Consider the following 21,366-nt stretch of genomic DNA (forward strand, 5'->3'; position numbering starts at 1 on the left):
ATCAAAGCAATCTGGCAAGTGTTAGTTTAGAACAAGCCAGTTGCTGTATAGGTGAGAGTAGTAGAATAACTCCCCGGTTCAGTCGTGGCCGTAATGTTGCCAATATAGGTTATACTAAAAGTAGTAGTAGTTGAAGGGACAGTGGAATTTGCTATATCATCCTGGGTGGTTGTGGCATTATAAGCATAGTTAGCACTGGCGTACGGTGCAACTGCTGCACCGCTTCCACCAGAAGCACTAACTTTTAAGCCAAATTGCTCTGTTCCTACGCTTGAAGCTACAGCTGAGCCACCAATAGCATCAATTGTATTCAAACCACTTGTTAAAGTAGCACCTAGTACATAAATAGTATAGCCTGAGGCAGCATTAGTGGCAGCTGTTAAATCATGAGCCGTAACTTCAGTTCCTGACCCAGTGGCTGCCCCGTTTGCCCAACGTGCGGCTGAAGAGCTCAAAGTTCCATAACCGATAGTTGAGTCTGTAGTAGCAAAAGAAATTGTTGGATCAACCGTTGCTGTAATACTTACTTGATCTCCACCAGAAGCTACTATTGCTATACCCAATGTTCCGGAATCAGCAATAGAACCGCCTAAAGCCAAGGAAGCTGTTTGAGCTCCCGAAGGATTGGTAATTTGAATCGTACCAGCACCACCGCTGGTAGCGTTTGATCCAATTTCAATTTGAACACAATGAGTAGCTGTAACCGTATCAGTTCCTGAAGTAAAAGTAATAACTTGGCCTGATTGTCCTACTCCCCATGTGGCTCCAGAAGGTGAACCAGATAACGTCTTATCAGAAAAAGCGCCACCACAAGTTGTCGCTGTGGCCATATCAACGTTATTTACGTTAAATGAACCCATTGTAAAATCAGCGTCAAAGGTTAAAGTAAAGTTTTGACCGGCAGTTATACCGGTAGGGGTAACAAATTGAATTGTATGGTTAGCTAAGGTGCTAACTGCCAAACGGCTTAAGTTATCGGAAAAACTTGTTACCGTTGCTGCTTGAGCTGGCAAGGCAAAGGGCGCTGTCATAGCAATAAATGCTACAACTACGATAATGTGAACTACTCTTTGAAAATATAACTTTCTCATATTATTGAAGTTTAGGATTATTGATTTAATTATAACATATTATTATACAAGTGTGTATAGAGAACCTTATTTTTAGAATAAGCCTGTAGCAGTATAGGTTAATGTTGTCCCATAACTCCCCGGCTGAGTTGTTGATGAAATGTTTGCTATATAGGTAATACTATAGGTAGTGGTAAGCGAAGGTACAGATGATAGTGCAATGTCATCTTGAGCTGATGTGGCATTATAAGCATAATCAGCGCTGGCATATGGAGCGACTACTCCCCCACTTCCTCCAGAAGCACTGGCTTTTATGCCAAACTGCTCGGTTCCGGGGTTAGAAGCTACAGCCGATCCGCCAATAGCATCAATTGTATTTCCTCCACTTGTTAAAGTTGAGCCAAGAACATAAATTGTATATCCTGAAGTGGCGTTAGTTGAGGCGGTGATATCATGAGCCGATGTTTCACTGCCATTCCCAAGAGTATCACCGGTTGCCCAACGAGCACCTGAAGCTGAAAGAGAACCAAAGCCAATAGTTGAATCAGTTACAGCAAAAACAATGACCGGATCAACGTTTGCGGTTACGGAAACTTGGTCACCACCGGTAGCTACTATGGGGATACCAAGGGTTCCTGAATCACCAACACTAGCTATAGTCAGGGTAGCAGTTTGCGCTCCAGATGGATTAGTGATTTGAGTTGAACCAGCTGCTCCAAATGTTGCATTCGAACCAATTTCAACCATTACACATTCTCCAGGTGAAACACCACTATTATCGTTAGTAAAAACAAGATCTTGTCCTACTTGATTAACCCTCCAATTAGGAGAAACAGGGAATCCTAGACCAGTGACTAAAGTTCTATCTGAAAATGATCCATTACAAGTACTAGCAGTTGCTAAATCAATATTAGCAAGAGCAAATGTCCCCATAGTAAAATCTGCATCAAATGTTATAGTAAAGCTCGCAGTAGCACCAACACCGCTTGGAGAAATAAATTTAATAGTATGATCAGCTAAGGTACTAGTTTGTAAACGTGTAAGATTGTCTTCCATGCTAGTAAAAGTAGCTGCTTGAGCGGGCAAGACAAAAGGAGTCATTGTACAAACAAAAACAACTATAATGACTATATTTATTAATTTCTTAACCACGTACTTCATGCTCTACAATATTAAGATAACTATATATACTTAAATATTTATTATACCATTTTTACAAAATTAAATATATACATAATGTCAAAACTTTAGAAATCACCAACCATTGTATAGATTAAAGTTGTAGAATAGTTTCCAGCTTCTGTATTTGAACTGATATTTGCAAGGTACCGAGCACTATATCTTCCATATCCCCCATATGATGAAGCACTGCCAATATCGTCCTGGACTAATGCATCAGCTGCATAGGCAAAGTACGCAGTATCATAAGGAGAAGATACATTATATGGTTGAAACCCTCCGCCAGTATTATAACGAACCCCGAATTGTTCAGTTCCAGGACTTGAAGCAGTTGCTGTGCCTCCAATAGCATCAATAGAATATGAGCCACTTGCTAGGGTTGCACCCCTTACGTATACTGTCCACCCAAGTGCAAAGTTTGAATCAACTTCTATGTAATGAGCTATAACATCAGAAGCAGAGCCAAGAGTATCGCCAGTTGCAAATCGTGCCGCACCAGAATTAAGTGATCCAAAACCAACAGTATTATCATCTATAGTCATTGATATAAATCCTGGAGTAGTGGTGATTTCAGGATAAACATAATTTGAAAAAACCGTTCCATCAGATTCAACGATTCGGAAACAATAAGTGGTATTCACAGGGGAAGAGTTATCTATCAAAGAAAAGTCCCACAAACCGTCTTGTCCTGAATTAATAATTTTTTGGGAATTGGTAAAATTATTAGCTTCGACATAGGTTTGTTGTCTGACAAGATCGCTACCATGAGTTGGGTCATTAGCATTAGTTGTTAAGGCCGCCCCGTCAGTTGGCGTACCATTGTCACTATATGCAATCAAAGTACTACCTGTAACGTCAGTATAAGATGAAGGGGTTCCCCCAGAAGGAGAGGAACATGTCCCTGATCCCTTTCCAACATACTGTAATTTAAAATTTTTCTGTGAAATGCGGAGATCATCATTATCAAGATGTATTAACATACGTAAGCGAAAATCAGCTCCAGTAGTTCCTAAAGTAGCATTAACATCTTGCCCGGCCAATGCGCTTCCAACATCAGTGCTATCTGCATTATTAAAGAATCGAAAGGCGGACTGAGAATACACTGGCTTAGTTTCAATCCACTGCGGAGCAATCATGGCAAAATCCCACTGGTTAATTGAATTGTTAGTGGTTGCACCAGAAGTTCCGGTACGCAATCGAAGAGAAATTTTATTGTTAACAGTATCAATATAATTTTGAGCTTGTGAACCTATTGAACCCTGATAGGAAGCAGATTGTATATTATCGAACATAGAAAGAGATGTTGTACCCGCAGAAATACCCATCATACTATAACCACCGGTATTACCAATAATACCCGAAAAATCACGAATACTAATGTTAACATTACCAGCAGCCCCAGACATAATTGATTGAGCAGTATAGACACTTGTCATAGCAGAATATGCTGGCAACGTAACAGCAAATTTAATATGAGAGGCTGCTGCTTCTTCAACGTTTGCATCGCCATCATTATCAAGAGCATAATAATCATGCCCAAAAGTGTTTGATTCATCTTCAGTGGCAATTTTCCAAGCGTTGGCCGCTGTTGTTGAATCAAAATCTCTTGTTCGGGAACAGTCACCTTCACTGTTTGTACCAAAAGAAATTTCACAATCACCGGTATCTGTGTTAGTTGTACCAACAAGTACATAAATTGCATCGAAACGTATGGCTGTAGTTGAATTTGATAATCCTCGCCAACCAACCCTAATCTCACCATTGGATATATAGTTAGAAATTGTCACATTATTTTTAACAAAAATACGAGTTGCATCAGCCGTTGCACAAGTAATTGAAGAAGCTGTTAGATCTTCCCAAGAAGCTGAGTTAAAATTATATATCTTTGGTCGATGAGTTAAACCTGAGGCTGATGAACAAGAATGATCAGATCGAACATAAATTGAATTCATGCCAGTGTATGTTTTGACATTCTTAAAAGAAAAATAAAAATCAGGGACAGTGCCAGCTGTTCCGGCAACCTCAACACGAACATCATCAAGATATGTCTGTGAACTTGGAATTGTGCTTGTATAATCTCCGGTAATTGATCCACTCCCTAAGTTTGTTAGGCCTGCGGCAAAATATACTGGATTAACTACTGGTGCTATAGTCATATTGTCAATTGAAACTACTGAAGTAGTATTTGTTGTAGAATACAGTCTAACACGAACTTCATTCGTACTTTTTACAAAATTAGTTAAAGGCGTTGAAATAGTAGTATTAGAACCATCGGTCCAATATCCATCATATATAAACCAGGTATATGAAGTCGGAGTAGCAGTATTGATTACAACCTTACGACTATTAATAGTTCGCCAACCACCGCCAGTGCATTGAGCATCAGCGGCATTATCAACACTTGTGGTTGATACCCAATCACAAATCTGCACCAAAGTATCAGGAGCTGTGGCGTCTAAATCAAATTCCGTATAAATCATCATTGTATTCGCACCATTCAGTTGCGTATCTTCAAACACAAGCTGAGCATCATATCCGCTCGTGGTGCTAGCTATCTGCCAATGAAAATTCTCATTACCAATTGTTCCTCGCCAAGAGCCAGTATTAACACCTTCATCAGATGCAGCTGTGGCTGCTAGAATATTTTGGGCAGTACCTGTAACCAGTTGACCTCCAGTTGGTTGAAATTGCCAAGAAGTATTTGCACGATTTTCATCCTCAATCCATTGAATACTCATCATTAAAAAATCCCATTGATTTACTGAATTATTAGATGTTGCGCCACCACCCGAAGTTCCTAAGTGAGCTTGAAATCTTCCATTTACTGTATCCACATCACTAATTGCACTAAATTGCCCTCCGGCTGGCCCACCCCAAGACATACTTCCATTAACAATGTTATCATTATAAGCTAAGCTTGCTGAGCCGCTAGTTGCTATATACAAAAATCCTCCTCCTACAGTTGTGGCATATATGTTTCCAAAACTACGAAGATGAACAGCTACTGTCCCAGCAACACCTGACATTTGACGAGTAGCATACAGCATACCGGTTACTTGTGCATTTGTTGGCAAGGTAATATTCATATCAATTGTGGCTGCTGCAGCCTCTTCAACGTTAGCATCACCATCACTATCACTATAATAAAAATCATGCCCAAGAGTATTTGACTCATCTTCAGTAGCTATACTCCAAGTATTAGCAGTTGTCGCAGTATCAATATCACGAGTATTAGAACAATCATTTGCACTATTAGTTCCAAACGTAATTTCACAAGCCCCTGTATCAGTATTTGTTGAACCAACCATAATATATATCTGATCAAACCGTAAGGTAATAGTAGAATTTGATAAGCCATACCAGCCCACTCGTATTTCACCATTTGAAATATAGTTAGAAATTGTAACATTATTTTTTGCACCAATAAAAGTAGCGTCAGTGGCAGAGCAAGCAATAGAAGCTGTTGTTAAATCTTCCCAAGAAGATGAGTTAAAATTGTAAATTTTTGGCCGATGATTAATACCACCAGCTGAACAAGAGTATTCTGCCCGAACTAAGATAGTATTCATTCCAGTAAAAGTTTTAACATTTTTAAATGAAAAATACATATCAGCCACAGATCCAGCCGTACCAGCAACTTCATATCGAGTATTATCAGAAGCACCCTGTGTTACAACCGTAGTACTGGTGTAATCCCCTGTAACCCCACCTGAACCTAAATTAGTCGTATCAGCAGCACTATATACTGAGTTAATAACAGCAAAAACTCTAAGAAAATCAATTGAGACCACTGAAGTTGTATTTGTCGTTGAATAATATCGTATTCGCACTTCATTTGAACCATTAATAAAATTAGTCAAAGGAGTAGAAATTGGCACATCTGAACCATTTGTCCAATATCCATCATAAATCTGCCAATGATACGCAGTTGGAGTCACTGTTGTAATCCCAGTTTTAGTATTATTAATCGTTCGCCAACCACCGGTAGTACATTGTGCATCTGCGGCATTATCAACACTTGTTGAAGTAACCCAATCACAAATCTGAACCAAAGTTGAAGGTGCTGTAGCATCTAAATCAAATTCAGTTTGAATCATTATTGTATTAGCGCCGTTCAATTGGACAGCACCTAACACTAACTGAACATCGTAGCCACCTGTAGTACTTGCATTTGTCCAATGAAAGTCATCATCACCCATTGTGCCTTTCCAAGAACCAGTATTCACCCCTTCATTAGAGGCGGCCGTAGCCGAAACAATAGTCTGTGCAGTACCTGTAACCAACTGACCACCCGTTGGAGTAAATTGATAGGTTGCTTTTACTGGCTTGGCCGTTTTTGGCTCAATCTTTATTTGGTTATTATCTTTTTTTATTTCAATATGAAATCCCGAAATGATGGATGAAAAAATAATGAAAAAAATAAGAATTTTTTGTAAATATGGCCAACGAATTTTCATAATAACTTATTCAGTAAAAACAAATTTTTTCTCAGAGAGAATTAAAATAGCCTTTTTTTCTTGACTTGAGGGACTACGGTACATAATAAAATTATCACCACTTTCTGGCTCATAAATTTGAGAATTATAGCCTTGGGTTAGAATATTATATGAGTTCAAAACTGTGCCTTTTTTATTTAACCAAAAAACATAGCCATCCTGTAAAGCAATTGGCATAGCTCTATGAACCGAATCATCACCATCTATAAAATTCCAGTAATATCTTTTTTTCTTCTCTGGTGTTTTGGATGTTTTTTTCTCTGAAGAAATATCGGGACTGACAGTCTCTGTTGGAAAAGAGGTGCTTTCCGTATCAGGATTTTCAATAATTAATTTTTCTGTTTCCGATATAGTTTTATCCCCTCTTATTAACTCTTCACTAGTAAGACTTGGTGTTTATAATAAAGGACTTTCAGTAACGATAGGAGTTTGCGTGTCTTCTTTAATGACAATCGCTTCAGTATTGTTTTGATTAGTTTCTGATGATTGTTGAGGTTCTATTGTTCTATACCAAATCTCATATTTCTTATTATCATCTCGTTCAATTCTTATAGCCTCTATCCCATCAAGAGTTATACGATCCAAAATTTTATCAGTATATAAATCTGGCTGTCTAATTGGATCAAGTGAATCCCCTGTACTATATTCAACCACCAACTTAATACCCTCTAAAGCTAGGTTATCTATCTGATCAAAGGTCATCAACGAAGTTAAAGATACTTTTAAGACGGCTAAATCATCAACTGTTAAGGAAATAGGGTATATTTTTGATAACTGCTCCTGGGTTACCTGTCCTAGCGATTGTTGTTTTTTATCAGAAACAGCATAAGAAATACTATATAAAGCAGTCCCTGTATCAACCTCATTTACAATTTCTTTAGTCGCTTCAGCATTACCTTCAGCATTTGTTTCAGCCTGGCTAGAAGAAGTATCATTCAAAATACTATCATTCAATGGTATTTCATTTTCGTTAGAAGCCTCTTCTGGTGCTACATTCTCTTGAGCTTGTGTATCTTTTTGTTCAGTTTGGATATCTATATTTTGTTCATTTTGAAGATCGGTTTTTGTTTCATTGTTGGCCTCAACTGTTTCTAATGGAGCTTCAACTGGAGCAGTAAGTTCCTCTTCTGCCGATACTTCTGAAATAAAAAGAGACCGAATTGAAAAAGGGAGACGTGATGTTGAATCTGGCTCAACTTTAGAATCATTAATGACGGGATCAATATTATCTGCCTCAGGCAAAACTTTAAGATCATTTTGCTCTATTTGAGGGATAATCTCAGAATTTTGGGGTATAACTTCAGAATCAATAGATTTAATCTCACTATCTTGAGGTATTTCTTCCTCATCAGCCACTGGGGTAATTTGATCATAACTTTCTTCTATTGAAGGTTTTATAAAATTATTTTTTTCATTGCCTGATGTCCATAAAAACTCAAGATGAGTATCGGTAATCGAAGCATCTTCAGGTAGGCTTGTAGTATCAAAAGAATAACAGGAAAGAGTATCACCCACAGCAGCTGACTCTGCCCCAATCAAAAGATTGTCAGCTGGATCACCGCTGGCTTCATCAGCGTTATTCCAGCTCCCCACACACTTTGTCGGATATAACGAAATTTCATCAGCAAAAGACTTCTTTGTTTTAAAAAGAAACGGGTAAATAATAAGTAAAACAATAGTAAAGGCAATTACTATTTTAGTACTTTTTCTATGTAAAAAATAACCAAATTTTTTGGGCATGGGTATATAGTATAGTATACCATATACCAGAGTTTTTTGAGGCTTAATTTTTCGTTCTTTTTTTGTAATTCTACTCAACAATTTCAACCCGAACTGTAATTTCCTTATTATCAATCTTTAGAAGTGAAATTGTATAACCAAAAGCTACTGCTTTGTCTTTACCAGCTGATCGTACCCCAGCTGTCTTTGGAGACAATAAAATTATATTCTGACGAACAAGGCGACGAGAAACTTCAAGCTCAGCTCTATCCGCACAACCAAGCGGACCACCTAAGCACCCTCGCCCTGTTAAGTCATCAACCTTAAGAGCTTTAATAAATATATCAGTTCCTAAAACTTTAGTATTTTGTCCTTCAACTAGATCAATCTCCAGGGCAAAATCGGTAACCATTGGTGAAACGTCATCATAATTAATTGCATCTTCATTAGTTTCAATAATAGGACCATTAATTTGCTCCCCTTTTAGTATTTGAGGCATGTTAAATCTAACTACGGGAATTAAATTAGCTTTATAAGCAAGAAAATAATAGCCAAAACTAAATAAAGCCAGGCCTATAACAATTGTGGCCACAATAGGGCTAAAACCTTTAAAAAATAAAGAATGAAAATTTTTTAACCATTTCATATAAATATGATTACCGAGGCAATAAAAAAGAAAATAAGTAAGCTCAACAGATCCTGAATAATTGTGGCCACTGGACCTGCTCCAAGAGCTGGGTCGCTGTGTTGTCGTCTAATAATACTAGGAATTGTCACTGCTAAAATTGGCGCCAAGGTTAAATTAATTAAGGTGGCTAGTCCAACAGTAAAAGCAATGGCTGCCGAATGCAACCAATAGGCTGCAAAAATCCCTAAACAAGAACCAAAAATAACCCCCAAAGCCAACCCAACTAAACTCTCCTTTAAAACATAGTTTAAAAAATGAACCTTTGTCTTTACTATTGCTCTAATATAAATTGTTTCTGTTTGAGAACCTACGGCATCACTTAAATACACAATAATTGGTATAAAAAAAGCTACCCTAATGTCAGCATATAATATTGCTTCATAGTTAGATACTAAAAGCGTTGTTAAAAGACCTCCAAATAAACCTAAAAATAGCCAAGGAATACGATCTCTTAGTAAATGTTCAACTGATTGCGTAGCGGTATTTTCTTGAATGTAAGAATTTTTTTTTCTCCGATCTCGGATTACCATATTGTAAAAAATAAACTTGTAATCTAATTATATCCTGTTTATATGTATTTAGCTATGAGTGGAAGTCAAAACTGTAAAACTTAAAAATTTCAAAACTACAAAAAATCAATGTGTACTACTTCCCAAATTGATAATAAATATTTGTACCATTAACCCCAGTACTAGAACCAATAAGAACGCCAGTCCCCCGTCCGGCTTCAGGTGCAACCATCCCTGAAAGAGTTATAGCTTCTTCTTTATTTTCTAAATTTGCATAAATAATACACTTATCTGTGGCTGTTACTTGATATCTATACATTGACTCCGTATCAGTTCCAGTTTTAGGATCTTTTATCATTGGTAGCATTTGAGCTTGAGGATAGATTGTTTTAAGCTCAGTCATTATCACTGATATATCATATTCACCAAAGCCAGAAATTGGCACATAACAATTCCCTAAAAATAAAAATTTACCAACCTGACCAATATCAAATTTACGCTTTATATCACGAGCTTTATAGCGTGTATTCCCGAAAAAAACCAAGGTGATTGTAGCTAGTAAACCAATAATAGCAATGACAATCAACAATTCAACTAGCGTAAAGCCTGGTCTATTTTTTATCATATACTATAATTATAAAAGTTTTTCTATATTTTGACTAATCAAAAAAACCCCAAAAGGGTTTTTATGAAATAGAATAGAATATATTACTACTTAATTAATTCAGTGAAAATAACTCTTCGCTGATCATAATTTTGCTTATCCTTATCCCAAGAGCCAGCACAGGTAATTAAATTTAAAAAGACACCATCATTATTATTAAATACTTCGTTTGTATCATCATCAGCATTATACATCCGAACTTCCTTAACTATAAAATTCAATTTCTTACCTTGATCATCAATAACAGATACAATATCATCAATGTTAACCTCAGCTAAATCAGCAAAAACTGCTCGGGATTGATCCTCTTTATCAAGATGCCCATCAATAACAGCGCTTCCCTGTTCACCAGGACGAGGACCAAGATTATACCAACCCACATTATCTGGATCCACTGGAGTATCCATTGCTCCCTCGGGCGTAAGACCAACAGACTCCACAGTCGCATCAACATTAATACTACTAATCTCTAGACGTTTTGGTATTCCATAGCTTTTTTCTTGAACTGTGCTCACAAAAAGCTCATCAGCTTGACGATTTACAGAATTCGAAAACTTTAACAATACCAAAGATGGGGAAATAATTAAAATAACAATAAACAAACTATATAACCAATACCAATGGTATGATATTTCCGAAACAGTCTTTTTATTCATTAGACTATAAACAATTTATTTAGAGGCTAAAACTGTCTTTTTTTGATTAAGACTAACAAGTAAGGCAGCTGATAATAAGAAGGCAAGAGAAAGCTGCCAAAGAATTGAATTTGTAGTTCCAGAAGCTGAACCTGTTTTAGGGAATGTAGGTGAGGTAACTTTTTCACCAAGTACAGAGGCAAATTTCTTTTCACCTAAGACTTGTTGACTTGGAGTTCCGTCAGAGAAAACTTGTTCACCAAGAACCTGTTGATCAGGAGTTGTTGGTGTAGTTGGTGAGTTAGTTCCTAGAACATCAGTTTGAAAGAAACTAATTCCACCACCTCCGCCACCGCCACCGCCGTTACCGGTTGGGGTTGGTGTTGGTTCTTCATCATCAATAACAACCTCTACATCGACCAATGAAATTGGTGCAGGATCAATAATTGGCGCAGGCCCTGGATTCACAATACTTTCATCATCATTAATAAAACCTTCACCATCTAAAGCTGGTCCTGGGGGAATAATCGGAGCTGGTCCTGGATTAGGAATAGACTCTTCAGTCCGAGGCCCTTCAATATCAACAAGGTCAATAATCACTGGAGTAATTGGTGGCTGACTTGGATTTGGAATAGATTCTTCACTACCAAAGCCTTCACCATCAAGTGTTGGTACTGGAGGAAAAATTGAAGGATCTGGATTAGGGATAGATTCTTCATCAACCGGACCCTCAACATCAACAAGGTTTATAGGCAAAATTGGGACAGGAGGTTGCTCAGGTCCAGGAATTGCTTCTTCATTAACAAAACCTTCACCATCAAGAGTTGGACCAGGAGGGGTAATAGAAGGACCCGGATTTGGAATAGCTTCTTCATTACTTGATCCTTCACCATCAATCATTGAAATCGGGAATGGCGGAACATTTGCTTCTTCAGGATTTGGAATAGTGCCTTCACTTCCACTATTTTCAAAATTAACAGGCAATAAACAGAAATTGCTAAGTGTTGAAGCAGTGACATCAATCTCATCTGGACCAAAGGCAGGACAAAGTGGTTGAAAAATTTCATTATTAGGATCACTAACTTCCGCACTGGTATCATTAATTACTACAGAAGCATCAACATCATGAAATAATGGATTAAACGGGCTAAGGACTAAAACAAAAATTGAAAACAAAATAATCTTCTTCATAGGAGGGTGTTTAGAAAGTAAGTAAGAATACCTAAAGGTATTTTTTGCTTACATTAGACATATAGTATATATATCACTTTGTATATAAAATGTCAATTATTTTATTATAAAAAAATCTTAATTATTTTATTATTATATCAGAAAACTATCAAAAAGACCATACAAAGAGCCAAACCAAGACCTGAAGCTATTAAGTGAGGATGTTGCTTATGTCGAGCAATAAAGATATTTAATACTAAAGCGATAATAGAAAGAATCAAAATAATTTTATAATACCAACCACTAAAACTAAATATTTGACCAAGCCAAGAGTCTGGATTTGAACGATATAAATTATATTGACTTAATAAAGAAGACTTTTCTGGAACAATATTTACTGCTTCAATGTCAGAGCGGGTAGATTGCCCAGAAGTATCATTTGTGGTAAGAGCCGGAGGCACGATAGAAGAAGAATTGTCGGTAGTAGTTATAATCTCTTGCCCTTGCCATTGACCATTAGCTTTTTGCTCTAAGGCAATCTTACGATCAAAGATATCCACAACTGCACTTGTTGTATCTTTTGGTAAATCAACTTTCACTTGCACAACTTTTTCATAAGGCTTACCAACTGGCTGACTAACAACTATTTTTGGTTTTGGTTGCGTAGGGGGTGGGATATTTTTTTGAATAGCTACTTTTGGAGGAGTAACGACTGGAGCTACTGGTGGTTTAGTTGTTGTTTTTTCCGACAAAACAGCTGGTGGCGGTGCTACTACCTTTTCAATAGTTTTTTTTGGTTCTGGTAGCGGGATAGTATTTGCCAATTGCATAGAACCAAAATACTGAGCTATAAAAACAGTATCTTTATCTTTGTACTGACCACCAACAATACTAACACCAATATCCTTATAGTTTTGATCAACTAAATTACTATAATGAGTTGGGCTTCGTTTCCAAGCACCCATAACATCTTCGGCATTATTAAAACCAACAGCTAAATTTTCTCCAATTACTGCATAGCCTGAATAGCCTACTTGTCTGGCCCAATACTCAAGAGTAAGTCCAGCCGGGCTATGATGAGCAAAATACTGATTAATAAACATGTCTTGAACTTTTTTATAGGCCGCCATATTTAACTTTTGATTCTCAGACAAATTATTCAAAGATAGGCCTGAACGAAGACTATTAGTCAATGTAATAATTTTTTTTCCTTCAGAGGCTGAAACTTCTGGTGACATCCAAGCTGTTAAAGGATAATTAAAAACAAATATCAAAACGATTACTTTTGTAACCAAAGCAACTGAGATATGAAACAAAACTCGCTTGGGGTGAAGTGAAGTAGGCTTGTGATTATTTCCAGAATGAGGAATAAAAAAATCCTTAAAAGTACTTTTACTTAAAGGATGATCAAAAAAGAAAAAATTAGTTGATTCTTTTTTTATAGTTTTCTTTTTCGCTTTCTGAAGTTTCTTTTTGGGCATATTTATACCCTATATATACAACTATTTTAATGAAAAGTCAATTTCTATTTATTAAATATCATGTAGTTTGAGTATATACTCCTTAAACTATTTTGAATATTATAAAACCTCACCAGTAGAACACTGATGAGGCTTTACTAAAATATCTAATCAATTATAAATTTTTCACACAACGAAGTGATTGAGCTCGATTAAAGGTTAAATTTCCAGCATCGCGATAGACTTGAGAACTACTAGCTGTTAACATGCGACGATGAACAGAAGGAATTGAATACTGTGAGGACCAAAACCAAGTCCCAAAGCCATTATTAGAAAAAGTTATACCATTAGCTTCTCGACGTCCCCCTAAAATAGCATTAAAGCGAGAACACCCTCCAACTTTCAAACTTGTACCTTCATTGGTTCCACGATATCCATAGGTTGAAGTATCATAAGGAAAATCAGTATCACAATTTCCTGATGTGCAAACTGCGCGTTCCAAAGTTGTAAATTCATTTTGAGTTGGAATATGCCAGCCATCAGGACAAATACCTTGGATGCCAGGTGTTATTAGATTTCCACCAATTCCACTGTACGTATATAATGCACCGTTAGCTGTACAACTAGTTTCTAAGTTTCCATAGCATGAGCGACCCTTTCCATTATCAGCAACAGAAGCATCAGCACAAGGGGTTGGGCCTCCATTAATACAAGTGCCATCAACTTTAGTTTTAGTCTTTAAATTTTCGGCCATCCAACATTGTTCGCCAATCCGGATTGTTTTATAAGTATAGCCATCTCGGTCAGTGATTGTTTCACCACAAAATGATGGTACTGGAATATCTCGGACACATCGCAATGACTGAGAACGATTAAAAGATAAGTTTCCAGCATCACGAGAAATTTGACCACTACCAGCGGTAATCATACGACGATGAATTGAAGGTAATGTATATTGTGATGACCAAAGCCAAGTAGAATTATTGCGATTAGTAAAAGTAGTGCCATCTGCCTCACGACGACCAGTTAAGAGCGCATTGAAACCAGAGCAACCACCTGGTTTTAAACTTGTAGCTTCATTAGTACCACGTAATCCGTAAGTTACTGTGTCATATGGAAAATCAGTTTCACAAGTTCCTGAAGTACAAACCGAGCGTTCCAAAGTTGTTAACTCATCGTGAGTTGGAATGTGCCAACCAGTTGGACAAATACCTTGGATGCCTGGAGTAGTTAAATTTCCACCAATTCCACTGTAAGTGTACAGAGCACCATCAGTTGAACAATTAGCTTCATTATTATCATAGCAAGCACGACCCTTTCCATTATCAGTCACTGACGCATCAGCACAAGGGGCTGATCCGCCATTAATACAAGTACCGTCAGCTTTAGTTTTGGTTTTTACATTTTCTGCCATCCAACACTGATCACCAATTTGAATTGTTTTATAAGTGTAGCCATCACGGTCGGTAATTATATCACCGCAAGTGGTTGCTTCAACTTCATTAGGAATCTCAAACACAATTTTGACATCGGACTCAAGAACTTTATTACTTACTTTCTCTTCGGCTCCTTTTGTAGAATTTAGTTCTAATGGTTGAATGCTTAATTCTGCTTGAACTAAAGCGCTCCCAACTAGACCGAGAACTACTAAAGTAGTTACAAAAACAATAATCTTTTTGCTCATAAAATGAATATTTAGGCGTTATTTATGCTAATAACGAATAATTAAGTTATCCAGCATCTTACACCCTTAAAAAAATTTGTCAATATTCCCCTAAACAAAAAGGTTATCTAATGTTAGCTATTTTTTTGATTTAAAAAACCAATAAATAATAAAGCTTAAAATTGCTGCAAAGAAACACCATACAGAAGTTAAGGTAACTGTGTAAAAGTAGTTGGCGATCAGTAAAGACAGAAAAGCTAAAAATCCAAGAAATCGTAATAATCTATGACTTGATAATAAACAACTAAAACAGGTGGCAATAATATATAAATACATGATAAATGTTTGTGAAGGACGAGCTAGCACATAATTAATACTGTGATGAAGAATCTCTGAGTTGACCGGAAACATTGTTACAAGCCAAAGATTGTTGACTGCAACCACTGCACCAAGAACAGCTAAAGCAATAATAGCTTTTTTGCGCCAGGATACAGTTTCAACTAAAACTATCGCAATCGGAACAAACACCGGCCACAGAACATGAGAAAATAAAACATATACTTGCGTAGCTATTTTCTGAATCCAAAAAATATTTTTGGTGAGAGATATCCAAACCAGACCCTCAGTTATCTGTTGTAATCCAAATAATAACGGGATAACGGCTAAGGGAATTTCTTTTTTAGTTTTCTTTTGGAGTGTGATGACTCCGGCGGTTGATAATGAGGCACCGGCAATAAAACTTGCTGTTGCTGAAAAACACATACGTAAAAAATTAATAATTAATTTATAGTTTTGTTCCTTTTTCTATTAGACATACATATAGTATACATTATCTTAAATATTATCCTTAAAAAATTTTGTACTACTTTGCATAAAATTATTATGCGATAGTCCAAATTCGTGTAGCTCACCATTATATTCTACTAGCTCAACATCTTTCCCCACCTCAACTAAAGCATCTCTGGTTTTTCTTGACCAATCAATTTCACAACTATCGTCATTTGTTCCGTGAAATATCAGAACAGGGACTGTAACTTTATCAAAAAAAGTAAGTGGAGACATATTTTTCCAAAATTCAGGATTATCGGTTGGAGAACCGTGTGTTTGATTGATTGTTTCAACATGAGCAGAATTTCGAGCTGTCCAGCGATTATAACTATCAACTACATTACTACTAACGGGAGCATATAACACAACTGCATCAATAAGATCTGGTTTAACTACCATTACTGCTTGAGAAATACCACCACCCATAGAGTGTCCAAGCATACCAAATCTTTCTTTACTCAACATATCTAAATCCGAATTTTTTACTGCATACACAGCATTAATCACATCTTCAATGTATCCAAGGCGAACATTTTTTTCGGTATTACTATCTCGGTCAGATTGAGCATGATCACGATAATCTGAATGTAAAATTGCATAGCCTTGTCTGGCTAAATAGTCCTGCTCACGTCGTAGTCCCCTGCCATTCGTATAGACAGAAGTATCAATATAACCATGGTTTAAAAATAAAATTGGCCAACCGCCTGGAGGAACAGTGCCTTTAGGGATATTTAAAATACCTGAAATTGTTAAATCACCGCTAGTATAAGTAATATAATGTCTAGTATAGGCCACATTTTCTTCAAGCACACGACCGAGTGTTAAATCTTTACCATTAAATTCTTTGGTCATTAAAGCAGACAGTGATACGGGATTAACTGGAAGTTCAGAAATATCACTAGACAAATCAGGTATCTCTGTTTTGAGATTGTCTTCACTATTTGTTATTGTGTTGGTATTACTATTCTCTTGGCCTGCTCTGGATGTGATCAACCAAGTGACAGCAACAAAAAATACAAAGACTATGGTAATAATTACAATTTTTTTCATATACCTTATTATAATTGATACATTTGTAATATCCTAATAGTACTAATACAAGAATAAATCATAAATATTTCAAGTAGCTTTATCAAAAGTCAATGTTGACGAATATAGATAAAGCTCATGAGTCAAATGATTCATGAGCTTTTCTATTTTTTAATCAAACCAATTCCAGTTATTACATTTTCGGAGCGGCTTCAAAATCTTGATAAAATTTTTCTCTCCAAGTCACCATTGATGGATCATCCTGAGGAGTAGATCTTACCTGAGCAGCCATTTCTGGATGAGCTTCTTCAAGATGTTTCATGCCATTAGCCATCAATTCATCAGCTGTATTTCCGGTAATCTATACATCACACATCCCGCCCATTTGTGCACATGTCATCATTTTCATAGGTTTATAATTTAAATAATTATTAATGTAAATATATATTTTTTATATTGGCAGGTCAAGAGTGCAAATAATTATTAGGACAATTACTTACAAAGAAATCTTCTTAATATAATTCTAACTATTAAATTGGACAGTAAAATTATACATACCCATACTACATAGAGCTTTAATAGTAGTGCCTGGTACTTGAGGTGGTACTTCTATATCGGTCGTACCAGTAGCGGGAAGATTTTTGCTATAGCCCAAACTTTTAATCCTCAAAGCCGAAGAGCAATCATAGGTACCATTAGTTATAACTCGAATGATTGTCGGAACACCAGCTTTAGCTGATGACTTACTGGGTGAATAACCACCCTTAGCAGTAATTTCAACTATTTGCTTCTCACCATCCATGCTTACATTAGTACTAGGTTCCACAGAGCTATTATTTGAATCACCATAATAGACAACTTTTGGTTGCGATGTAATATTTGATAAAACAATAATCCCTCCAATAAGTGCAATTACAATACCGGCAAATATAATATTTTTTTTATTCATAAAGTATGTGTCAGTAGTATACTAAAAAGCAAAGATAACTGGCAATAGTTCAATGGCGACCAAACTATTATATATATTAAATAAAGCAAAAAAGATAGTAATTATTCCCATTGTTTTGAAAAAAATTCCTGTCTTATTAGGATTAATGGTTAATGAACTAAAACTTATCAAACCTAGTACTGGCAGAGTTCCAAGCGCAAAAGCAAACATAGTCAAAGCACCTGTCCAAAAACTATGCGTTGAAAGTGTATAGATTTGCATTGATTGTGTAAAACCACATGGCAAGAAGAAGGTAATAATTCCAAGCAGAAGTGGCGTAACAGTATGATTAAATTTTTTGATACCGAGTAGATTCTTGGAAATAAACTTCGGCATGGTTGGCTGTAGTTTCTTGGCCCAAGGAAAAATATCCAACAAATTAATACCCATTATTAACAAAACAAGACCAATAACTACGCTAATAATAAATGTAGCAAAGATACCTGGCTCAAATGTCGCTCCAAGCATCCCAATCAAACCACCCAAAAAGAAAAAAGATAGTAACCGACCAATATGAAAGAGTATCTGTGGTTTTTTTCTCTGTCCCCCCTTGACCATATTCGCTGACATAGAAAGAACTAACCCTCCCACAACAGCCATACAGGTTGAAACTGAAGCTACAAGACCAATCACAAAAGCTGTTCCATAGTTTACGGTATTTATTGTCACAAGATTAACAATGCCAAGTTTCTGTAATAACAAAAATAAACCAATAATCAAAAGTGCAGTCGGAAGAGCGATCCTAAAGTCTGACCAAGCAACAACATTCTTTTCTTCTCCTACTCGTAGTGAATATCCATGAGGTTTTAATGTATTAGATAATGTTTCAGCAATAGCCTCTGGTGAGTCAGTCGCAAAATCTCCTTTAACCTCTACAGAACATGAAGTTAAATTTGCCTTCGCACTATCAATATTCGGCAAGGCTTCAAGCTCACTCTCGGTTAATACAACACATGCAGCACAATGCATTCCTTTAACATGAAAAGTATAGGATTTCATAGTTTTATTTTTTTAAGTCGTAGCGAATTGAAAACAACAAAGACACTAGAAAAAGCCATAGCCAATCCGGCAAAAGCAGGATTTAATAACCACCCAAACAGGGGGTAAAAAAGTCCGGCTGCCAAAGGAATACCAATGACATTAAATATAAAAGCCCAAAAAAGATTTTGTCGTATGCCTCTCATTGTCATCTTTGATAGTTGTATGGCTTGTGAAATTTTTGAAATATCACCACCAAGAAGAGTTATTCCAGCTGATTCAATAGCAACATCAGTGCCAGTTCCCATAGCAATACCAACATCCGCTTGCACAAGAGCTGGAGCATCATTTATTCCATCACCGACCATGGCCACAACTGCGCCTGTCTCTTGTAATTCTTTTATTTTTCCAGCTTTTTCCTGAGGCATTACTTCAGCCATGACTACCTTTATACCAGCAAGTTTTGCGATATAGTTTGCGGCTAAATAATTATCACCAGTGATCATTACAACTTTAAGATTTCTTGCCTGAAGCTTAGCAACAGTCTCTTTTGATTCTTCTTTCAAGGTGTCTGAAAGCGCAATCAACCCAATTGGTTTTTTATCAACTTCTAATATAACAACTGTTTTGCCTTGTTCTTGAAGAGAGTTAATTTTATCTAACTCAAATGAATTATTTAACGGCTTATGAATAGTTATATATTTTCCATCAATTATCCCCTCAACTCCCGCTCCTTCAAGAGCTTGAAAATTGGTAACGGTTTCCAAAACTATTTTTTGCTCATTTGCTTTATAAACAACAGCATTAGCCAACGGATGTTCAGAAAGTTTTTCAATACTTGCACTTAAACGAAGTATATCTGTTTCTGTCCAAGCCGTATCAAGAGAAACAATATCCGTCACCTCAGGCTTGCCTTTGGTAATGGTGCCAGTCTTATCAAGAACAATTGTATTAACCTGACTAAGCTTTTCTAGAGCTTGGGCATTTCTAATAAGAATACCCTGTTGTGCTCCCCTCCCAACCCCAACAATAATCGCAGTCGGTGTGGCCAAACCAAGAGCACAAGGACAAGCAATAACAAGAACTCCAACAAATGAAAGGAGACCAAAAGAAAGTGCAGTTGAGAAACCAAAAGCCGAGGTGCCAATTGTCAACCATAGTAATAGAGACAGACCAGCAATACCAAGAACTATGGGTACAAAAATACTAGAAATCTTATCAGCCAGAGCTTGTATTGGAGCTTTTGATCCCTGTGCATCCAGAACCATTTTTATAATTTGTGCCAGCACTGTATCAGATCCAACTTTTGTTGCTTTAAATTTAAAATTTCCTTGTTTGTTCATTGTTGCACCAACAACAAAATTACCAATATTTTTATCAACTGGAATCGGCTCACCTGTAATCATTGATTCATCAATTGATGAATTTCCTTCAATAATAACCCCATCAACTGGAATTTTTGACCCTGGCTTTACAATAATAATATCATCTATTTGTACTTCATTGAGAGCAACTTCAACTTCAACACCATTACGCCAAAGCAAAGCCGTTTTTGCTTGAAGTCCAAGAAGTTTTTCTATAGCTTCGCCAGTGCGAAGTTTTGATCGAGTTTCCAAATATTTACCTAATACTACAAAGCCAATAACGACAATAGTAACATCAAAGTAAGTTGTTTCAGGAAGATTTAAAGCTTCTCTTGATACTGGAAAAAGTGTAATTATTATACTATAAAGATAAGCCACAAGAGTTCCAATACCAATAAGTGTGTCCATATTGGCGACACGAAATTTTATGAACTTCACCACTCCTTGTAAGAACGGTTGTCCAATCCAGAAAAGAACAACGCTTGCCAATATCATAGAAATGATATTGAACACTGACATTGGCATCGGCAAGTTTGGAATTGAAGGAAAAAACTTGGCAACAATATCCCACATCATAAGCATAAAAACCAACAAAGAAATCGGTAAAACAAATTCCGTTTTAGATCTCATAACCATTAGTTCTTTCAGCTTTTCATCTTTTGATTCATTAATTCCATCATGACTGGAGTGATCATGTAATATTATTTGCTCATTTTTATCCACAAACGTATACCCTAATTTTTCAATCTGATTATTCATCTGCTGTATTGAAACTGCTTTTTCATCAAAGGCAAGCGTAGCATTTTCGGTTGCAAAATTAACATTAATACTGTCTACGCCTTGTAACTTTGAAATCTTTTTAGTAATAATTGAGGCACAACTCGCACAGTGCATCCCCTTAATTTTTACTGTTTTGTTAATCATAT

17 protein-coding genes are annotated in these 21,366 nt (G+C 36.5%); all 17 read right to left on the reverse strand.

Annotated features, from left to right (window positions below):
• Positions 1-26 precede the first annotated feature (26 nt).
• Positions 27-1,091 (reverse strand): hypothetical protein, encoded by a 1,065-nt coding sequence (locus IPN41_03065; protein QQS60083.1) that lies wholly within the window; start codon positions 1,089-1,091, stop codon positions 27-29.
• A 72-nt stretch (positions 1,092-1,163) separates the two neighbouring features.
• Positions 1,164-2,231, reverse strand: coding sequence for a hypothetical protein (locus IPN41_03070; GenBank protein ID QQS60084.1), 1,068 nt, complete (start codon positions 2,229-2,231; stop codon positions 1,164-1,166).
• An 86-nt stretch (positions 2,232-2,317) separates the two neighbouring features.
• Positions 2,318-6,706, reverse strand: coding sequence for a hypothetical protein (locus IPN41_03075; protein ID QQS60085.1), 4,389 nt, complete (start codon positions 6,704-6,706; stop codon positions 2,318-2,320).
• 6 nt (positions 6,707-6,712) lie between these two features.
• Complete coding sequence (locus IPN41_03080) at positions 6,713-6,922, reverse strand: hypothetical protein (GenBank protein ID QQS60086.1); 210 nt, start codon at positions 6,920-6,922, stop codon at positions 6,713-6,715.
• A 219-nt stretch (positions 6,923-7,141) separates the two neighbouring features.
• Positions 7,142-8,485, reverse strand: coding sequence for a hypothetical protein (locus IPN41_03085; protein QQS60087.1), 1,344 nt, complete (start codon positions 8,483-8,485; stop codon positions 7,142-7,144).
• 70 nt (positions 8,486-8,555) lie between these two features.
• Entirely contained in the window at positions 8,556-9,110 is a 555-nt protein-coding gene (locus tag IPN41_03090; GenBank protein ID QQS60088.1) for a hypothetical protein, read from the reverse strand.
• Positions 9,107-9,682, reverse strand: coding sequence for a magnesium transporter (locus tag IPN41_03095; protein QQS60089.1), 576 nt, complete (start codon positions 9,680-9,682; stop codon positions 9,107-9,109). Before IPN41_03095 ends, IPN41_03090 begins: the two co-directional genes overlap by 4 nt.
• 115 nt (positions 9,683-9,797) lie before the next feature.
• Positions 9,798-10,286: a type II secretion system protein gene (locus IPN41_03100; GenBank protein ID QQS60090.1), complete on the reverse strand. Its 489-nt coding sequence runs from the start codon at positions 10,284-10,286 to the stop codon at positions 9,798-9,800.
• A gap of 86 nt (positions 10,287-10,372) precedes the next feature.
• The gene (locus IPN41_03105) at positions 10,373-10,981 is read right to left on the reverse strand and encodes a class F sortase (protein ID QQS60091.1); all 609 of its coding nucleotides are present in this window, start codon (positions 10,979-10,981) and stop codon (positions 10,373-10,375) included.
• Between the two features lie 15 nt (positions 10,982-10,996).
• Positions 10,997-12,151: a hypothetical protein gene (locus tag IPN41_03110; protein ID QQS60092.1), complete on the reverse strand. Its 1,155-nt coding sequence runs from the start codon at positions 12,149-12,151 to the stop codon at positions 10,997-10,999.
• Between the two features lie 137 nt (positions 12,152-12,288).
• Complete coding sequence (locus tag IPN41_03115; protein QQS60093.1) at positions 12,289-13,611, reverse strand: CAP domain-containing protein; 1,323 nt, start codon at positions 13,609-13,611, stop codon at positions 12,289-12,291.
• A 154-nt stretch (positions 13,612-13,765) separates the two neighbouring features.
• A complete protein-coding gene (locus IPN41_03120; GenBank protein QQS60094.1) occupies positions 13,766-15,274 on the reverse strand; it encodes a hypothetical protein in 1,509 nt (502 codons plus the stop codon).
• A gap of 117 nt (positions 15,275-15,391) precedes the next feature.
• The gene (locus tag IPN41_03125) at positions 15,392-16,015 is read right to left on the reverse strand and encodes a hypothetical protein (GenBank protein ID QQS60095.1); all 624 of its coding nucleotides are present in this window, start codon (positions 16,013-16,015) and stop codon (positions 15,392-15,394) included.
• 72 nt (positions 16,016-16,087) lie between these two features.
• Complete coding sequence (locus IPN41_03130) at positions 16,088-17,131, reverse strand: alpha/beta fold hydrolase (protein ID QQS60096.1); 1,044 nt, start codon at positions 17,129-17,131, stop codon at positions 16,088-16,090.
• Positions 17,132-17,633: 502 nt separating this feature from the next.
• On the reverse strand, positions 17,634-18,059 hold the full coding sequence (locus tag IPN41_03135) for a cupredoxin domain-containing protein (protein ID QQS60097.1): 426 nt from the start codon (positions 18,057-18,059) through the stop codon (positions 17,634-17,636).
• 21 nt (positions 18,060-18,080) lie between these two features.
• The gene (locus IPN41_03140) at positions 18,081-19,097 is read right to left on the reverse strand and encodes a sulfite exporter TauE/SafE family protein (GenBank protein QQS60098.1); all 1,017 of its coding nucleotides are present in this window, start codon (positions 19,095-19,097) and stop codon (positions 18,081-18,083) included.
• A complete protein-coding gene (gene cadA, locus IPN41_03145) occupies positions 19,094-21,364 on the reverse strand; it encodes a cadmium-translocating P-type ATPase (protein ID QQS60099.1) in 2,271 nt (756 codons plus the stop codon). The genes IPN41_03140 and cadA overlap by 4 nt, the downstream gene beginning before the upstream one ends.
• Positions 21,365-21,366 lie beyond the last annotated feature (2 nt).

The organism is Candidatus Falkowbacteria bacterium, from assembly GCA_016699775.1.
Taxonomy (GTDB): Bacteria; Patescibacteriota; Patescibacteriia; order Patescibacteriales; family Patescibacteriaceae; genus Patescibacterium; species Patescibacterium danicum.

Bases quoted from the DNA above. Each gene is read 5' to 3' on its own strand.
- IPN41_03135 (QQS60097.1), bottom strand. From the start codon at position 18,059: ATGAATAAAAAAAATATTATATTTGCCGGTATTGTAATTGCACTTATT.
- IPN41_03115 (QQS60093.1), bottom strand. From the start codon at position 13,611: ATGCCCAAAAAGAAACTTCAGAAAGCGAAAAAGAAAACTATAAAAAAA.
- IPN41_03120 (QQS60094.1), bottom strand. From the start codon at position 15,274: ATGAGCAAAAAGATTATTGTTTTTGTAACTACTTTAGTAGTTCTCGGT.
- IPN41_03105 (QQS60091.1), bottom strand. From the start codon at position 10,981: ATGAATAAAAAGACTGTTTCGGAAATATCATACCATTGGTATTGGTTA.
- IPN41_03095 (QQS60089.1), bottom strand. From the start codon at position 9,682: ATGGTAATCCGAGATCGGAGAAAAAAAAATTCTTACATTCAAGAAAAT.
- IPN41_03085 (QQS60087.1), bottom strand. From the start codon at position 8,485: ATGCCCAAAAAATTTGGTTATTTTTTACATAGAAAAAGTACTAAAATA.
- IPN41_03070 (QQS60084.1), bottom strand. From the start codon at position 2,231: ATGAAGTACGTGGTTAAGAAATTAATAAATATAGTCATTATAGTTGTT.
- IPN41_03125 (QQS60095.1), bottom strand. From the start codon at position 16,015: ATGTGTTTTTCAGCAACAGCAAGTTTTATTGCCGGTGCCTCATTATCA.
- IPN41_03075 (QQS60085.1), bottom strand. From the start codon at position 6,706: ATGAAAATTCGTTGGCCATATTTACAAAAAATTCTTATTTTTTTCATT.
- cadA (QQS60099.1), bottom strand. From the start codon at position 21,364: ATGATTAACAAAACAGTAAAAATTAAGGGGATGCACTGTGCGAGTTGT.
- IPN41_03065 (QQS60083.1), bottom strand. From the start codon at position 1,091: ATGAGAAAGTTATATTTTCAAAGAGTAGTTCACATTATCGTAGTTGTA.
- IPN41_03110 (QQS60092.1), bottom strand. From the start codon at position 12,151: ATGAAGAAGATTATTTTGTTTTCAATTTTTGTTTTAGTCCTTAGCCCG.
- IPN41_03130 (QQS60096.1), bottom strand. From the start codon at position 17,131: ATGAAAAAAATTGTAATTATTACCATAGTCTTTGTATTTTTTGTTGCT.
- IPN41_03140 (QQS60098.1), bottom strand. From the start codon at position 19,097: ATGAAATCCTATACTTTTCATGTTAAAGGAATGCATTGTGCTGCATGT.
- IPN41_03090 (QQS60088.1), bottom strand. From the start codon at position 9,110: ATGAAATGGTTAAAAAATTTTCATTCTTTATTTTTTAAAGGTTTTAGC.
- IPN41_03080 (QQS60086.1), bottom strand. From the start codon at position 6,922: ATGCCAATTGCTTTACAGGATGGCTATGTTTTTTGGTTAAATAAAAAA.
- IPN41_03100 (QQS60090.1), bottom strand. From the start codon at position 10,286: ATGATAAAAAATAGACCAGGCTTTACGCTAGTTGAATTGTTGATTGTC.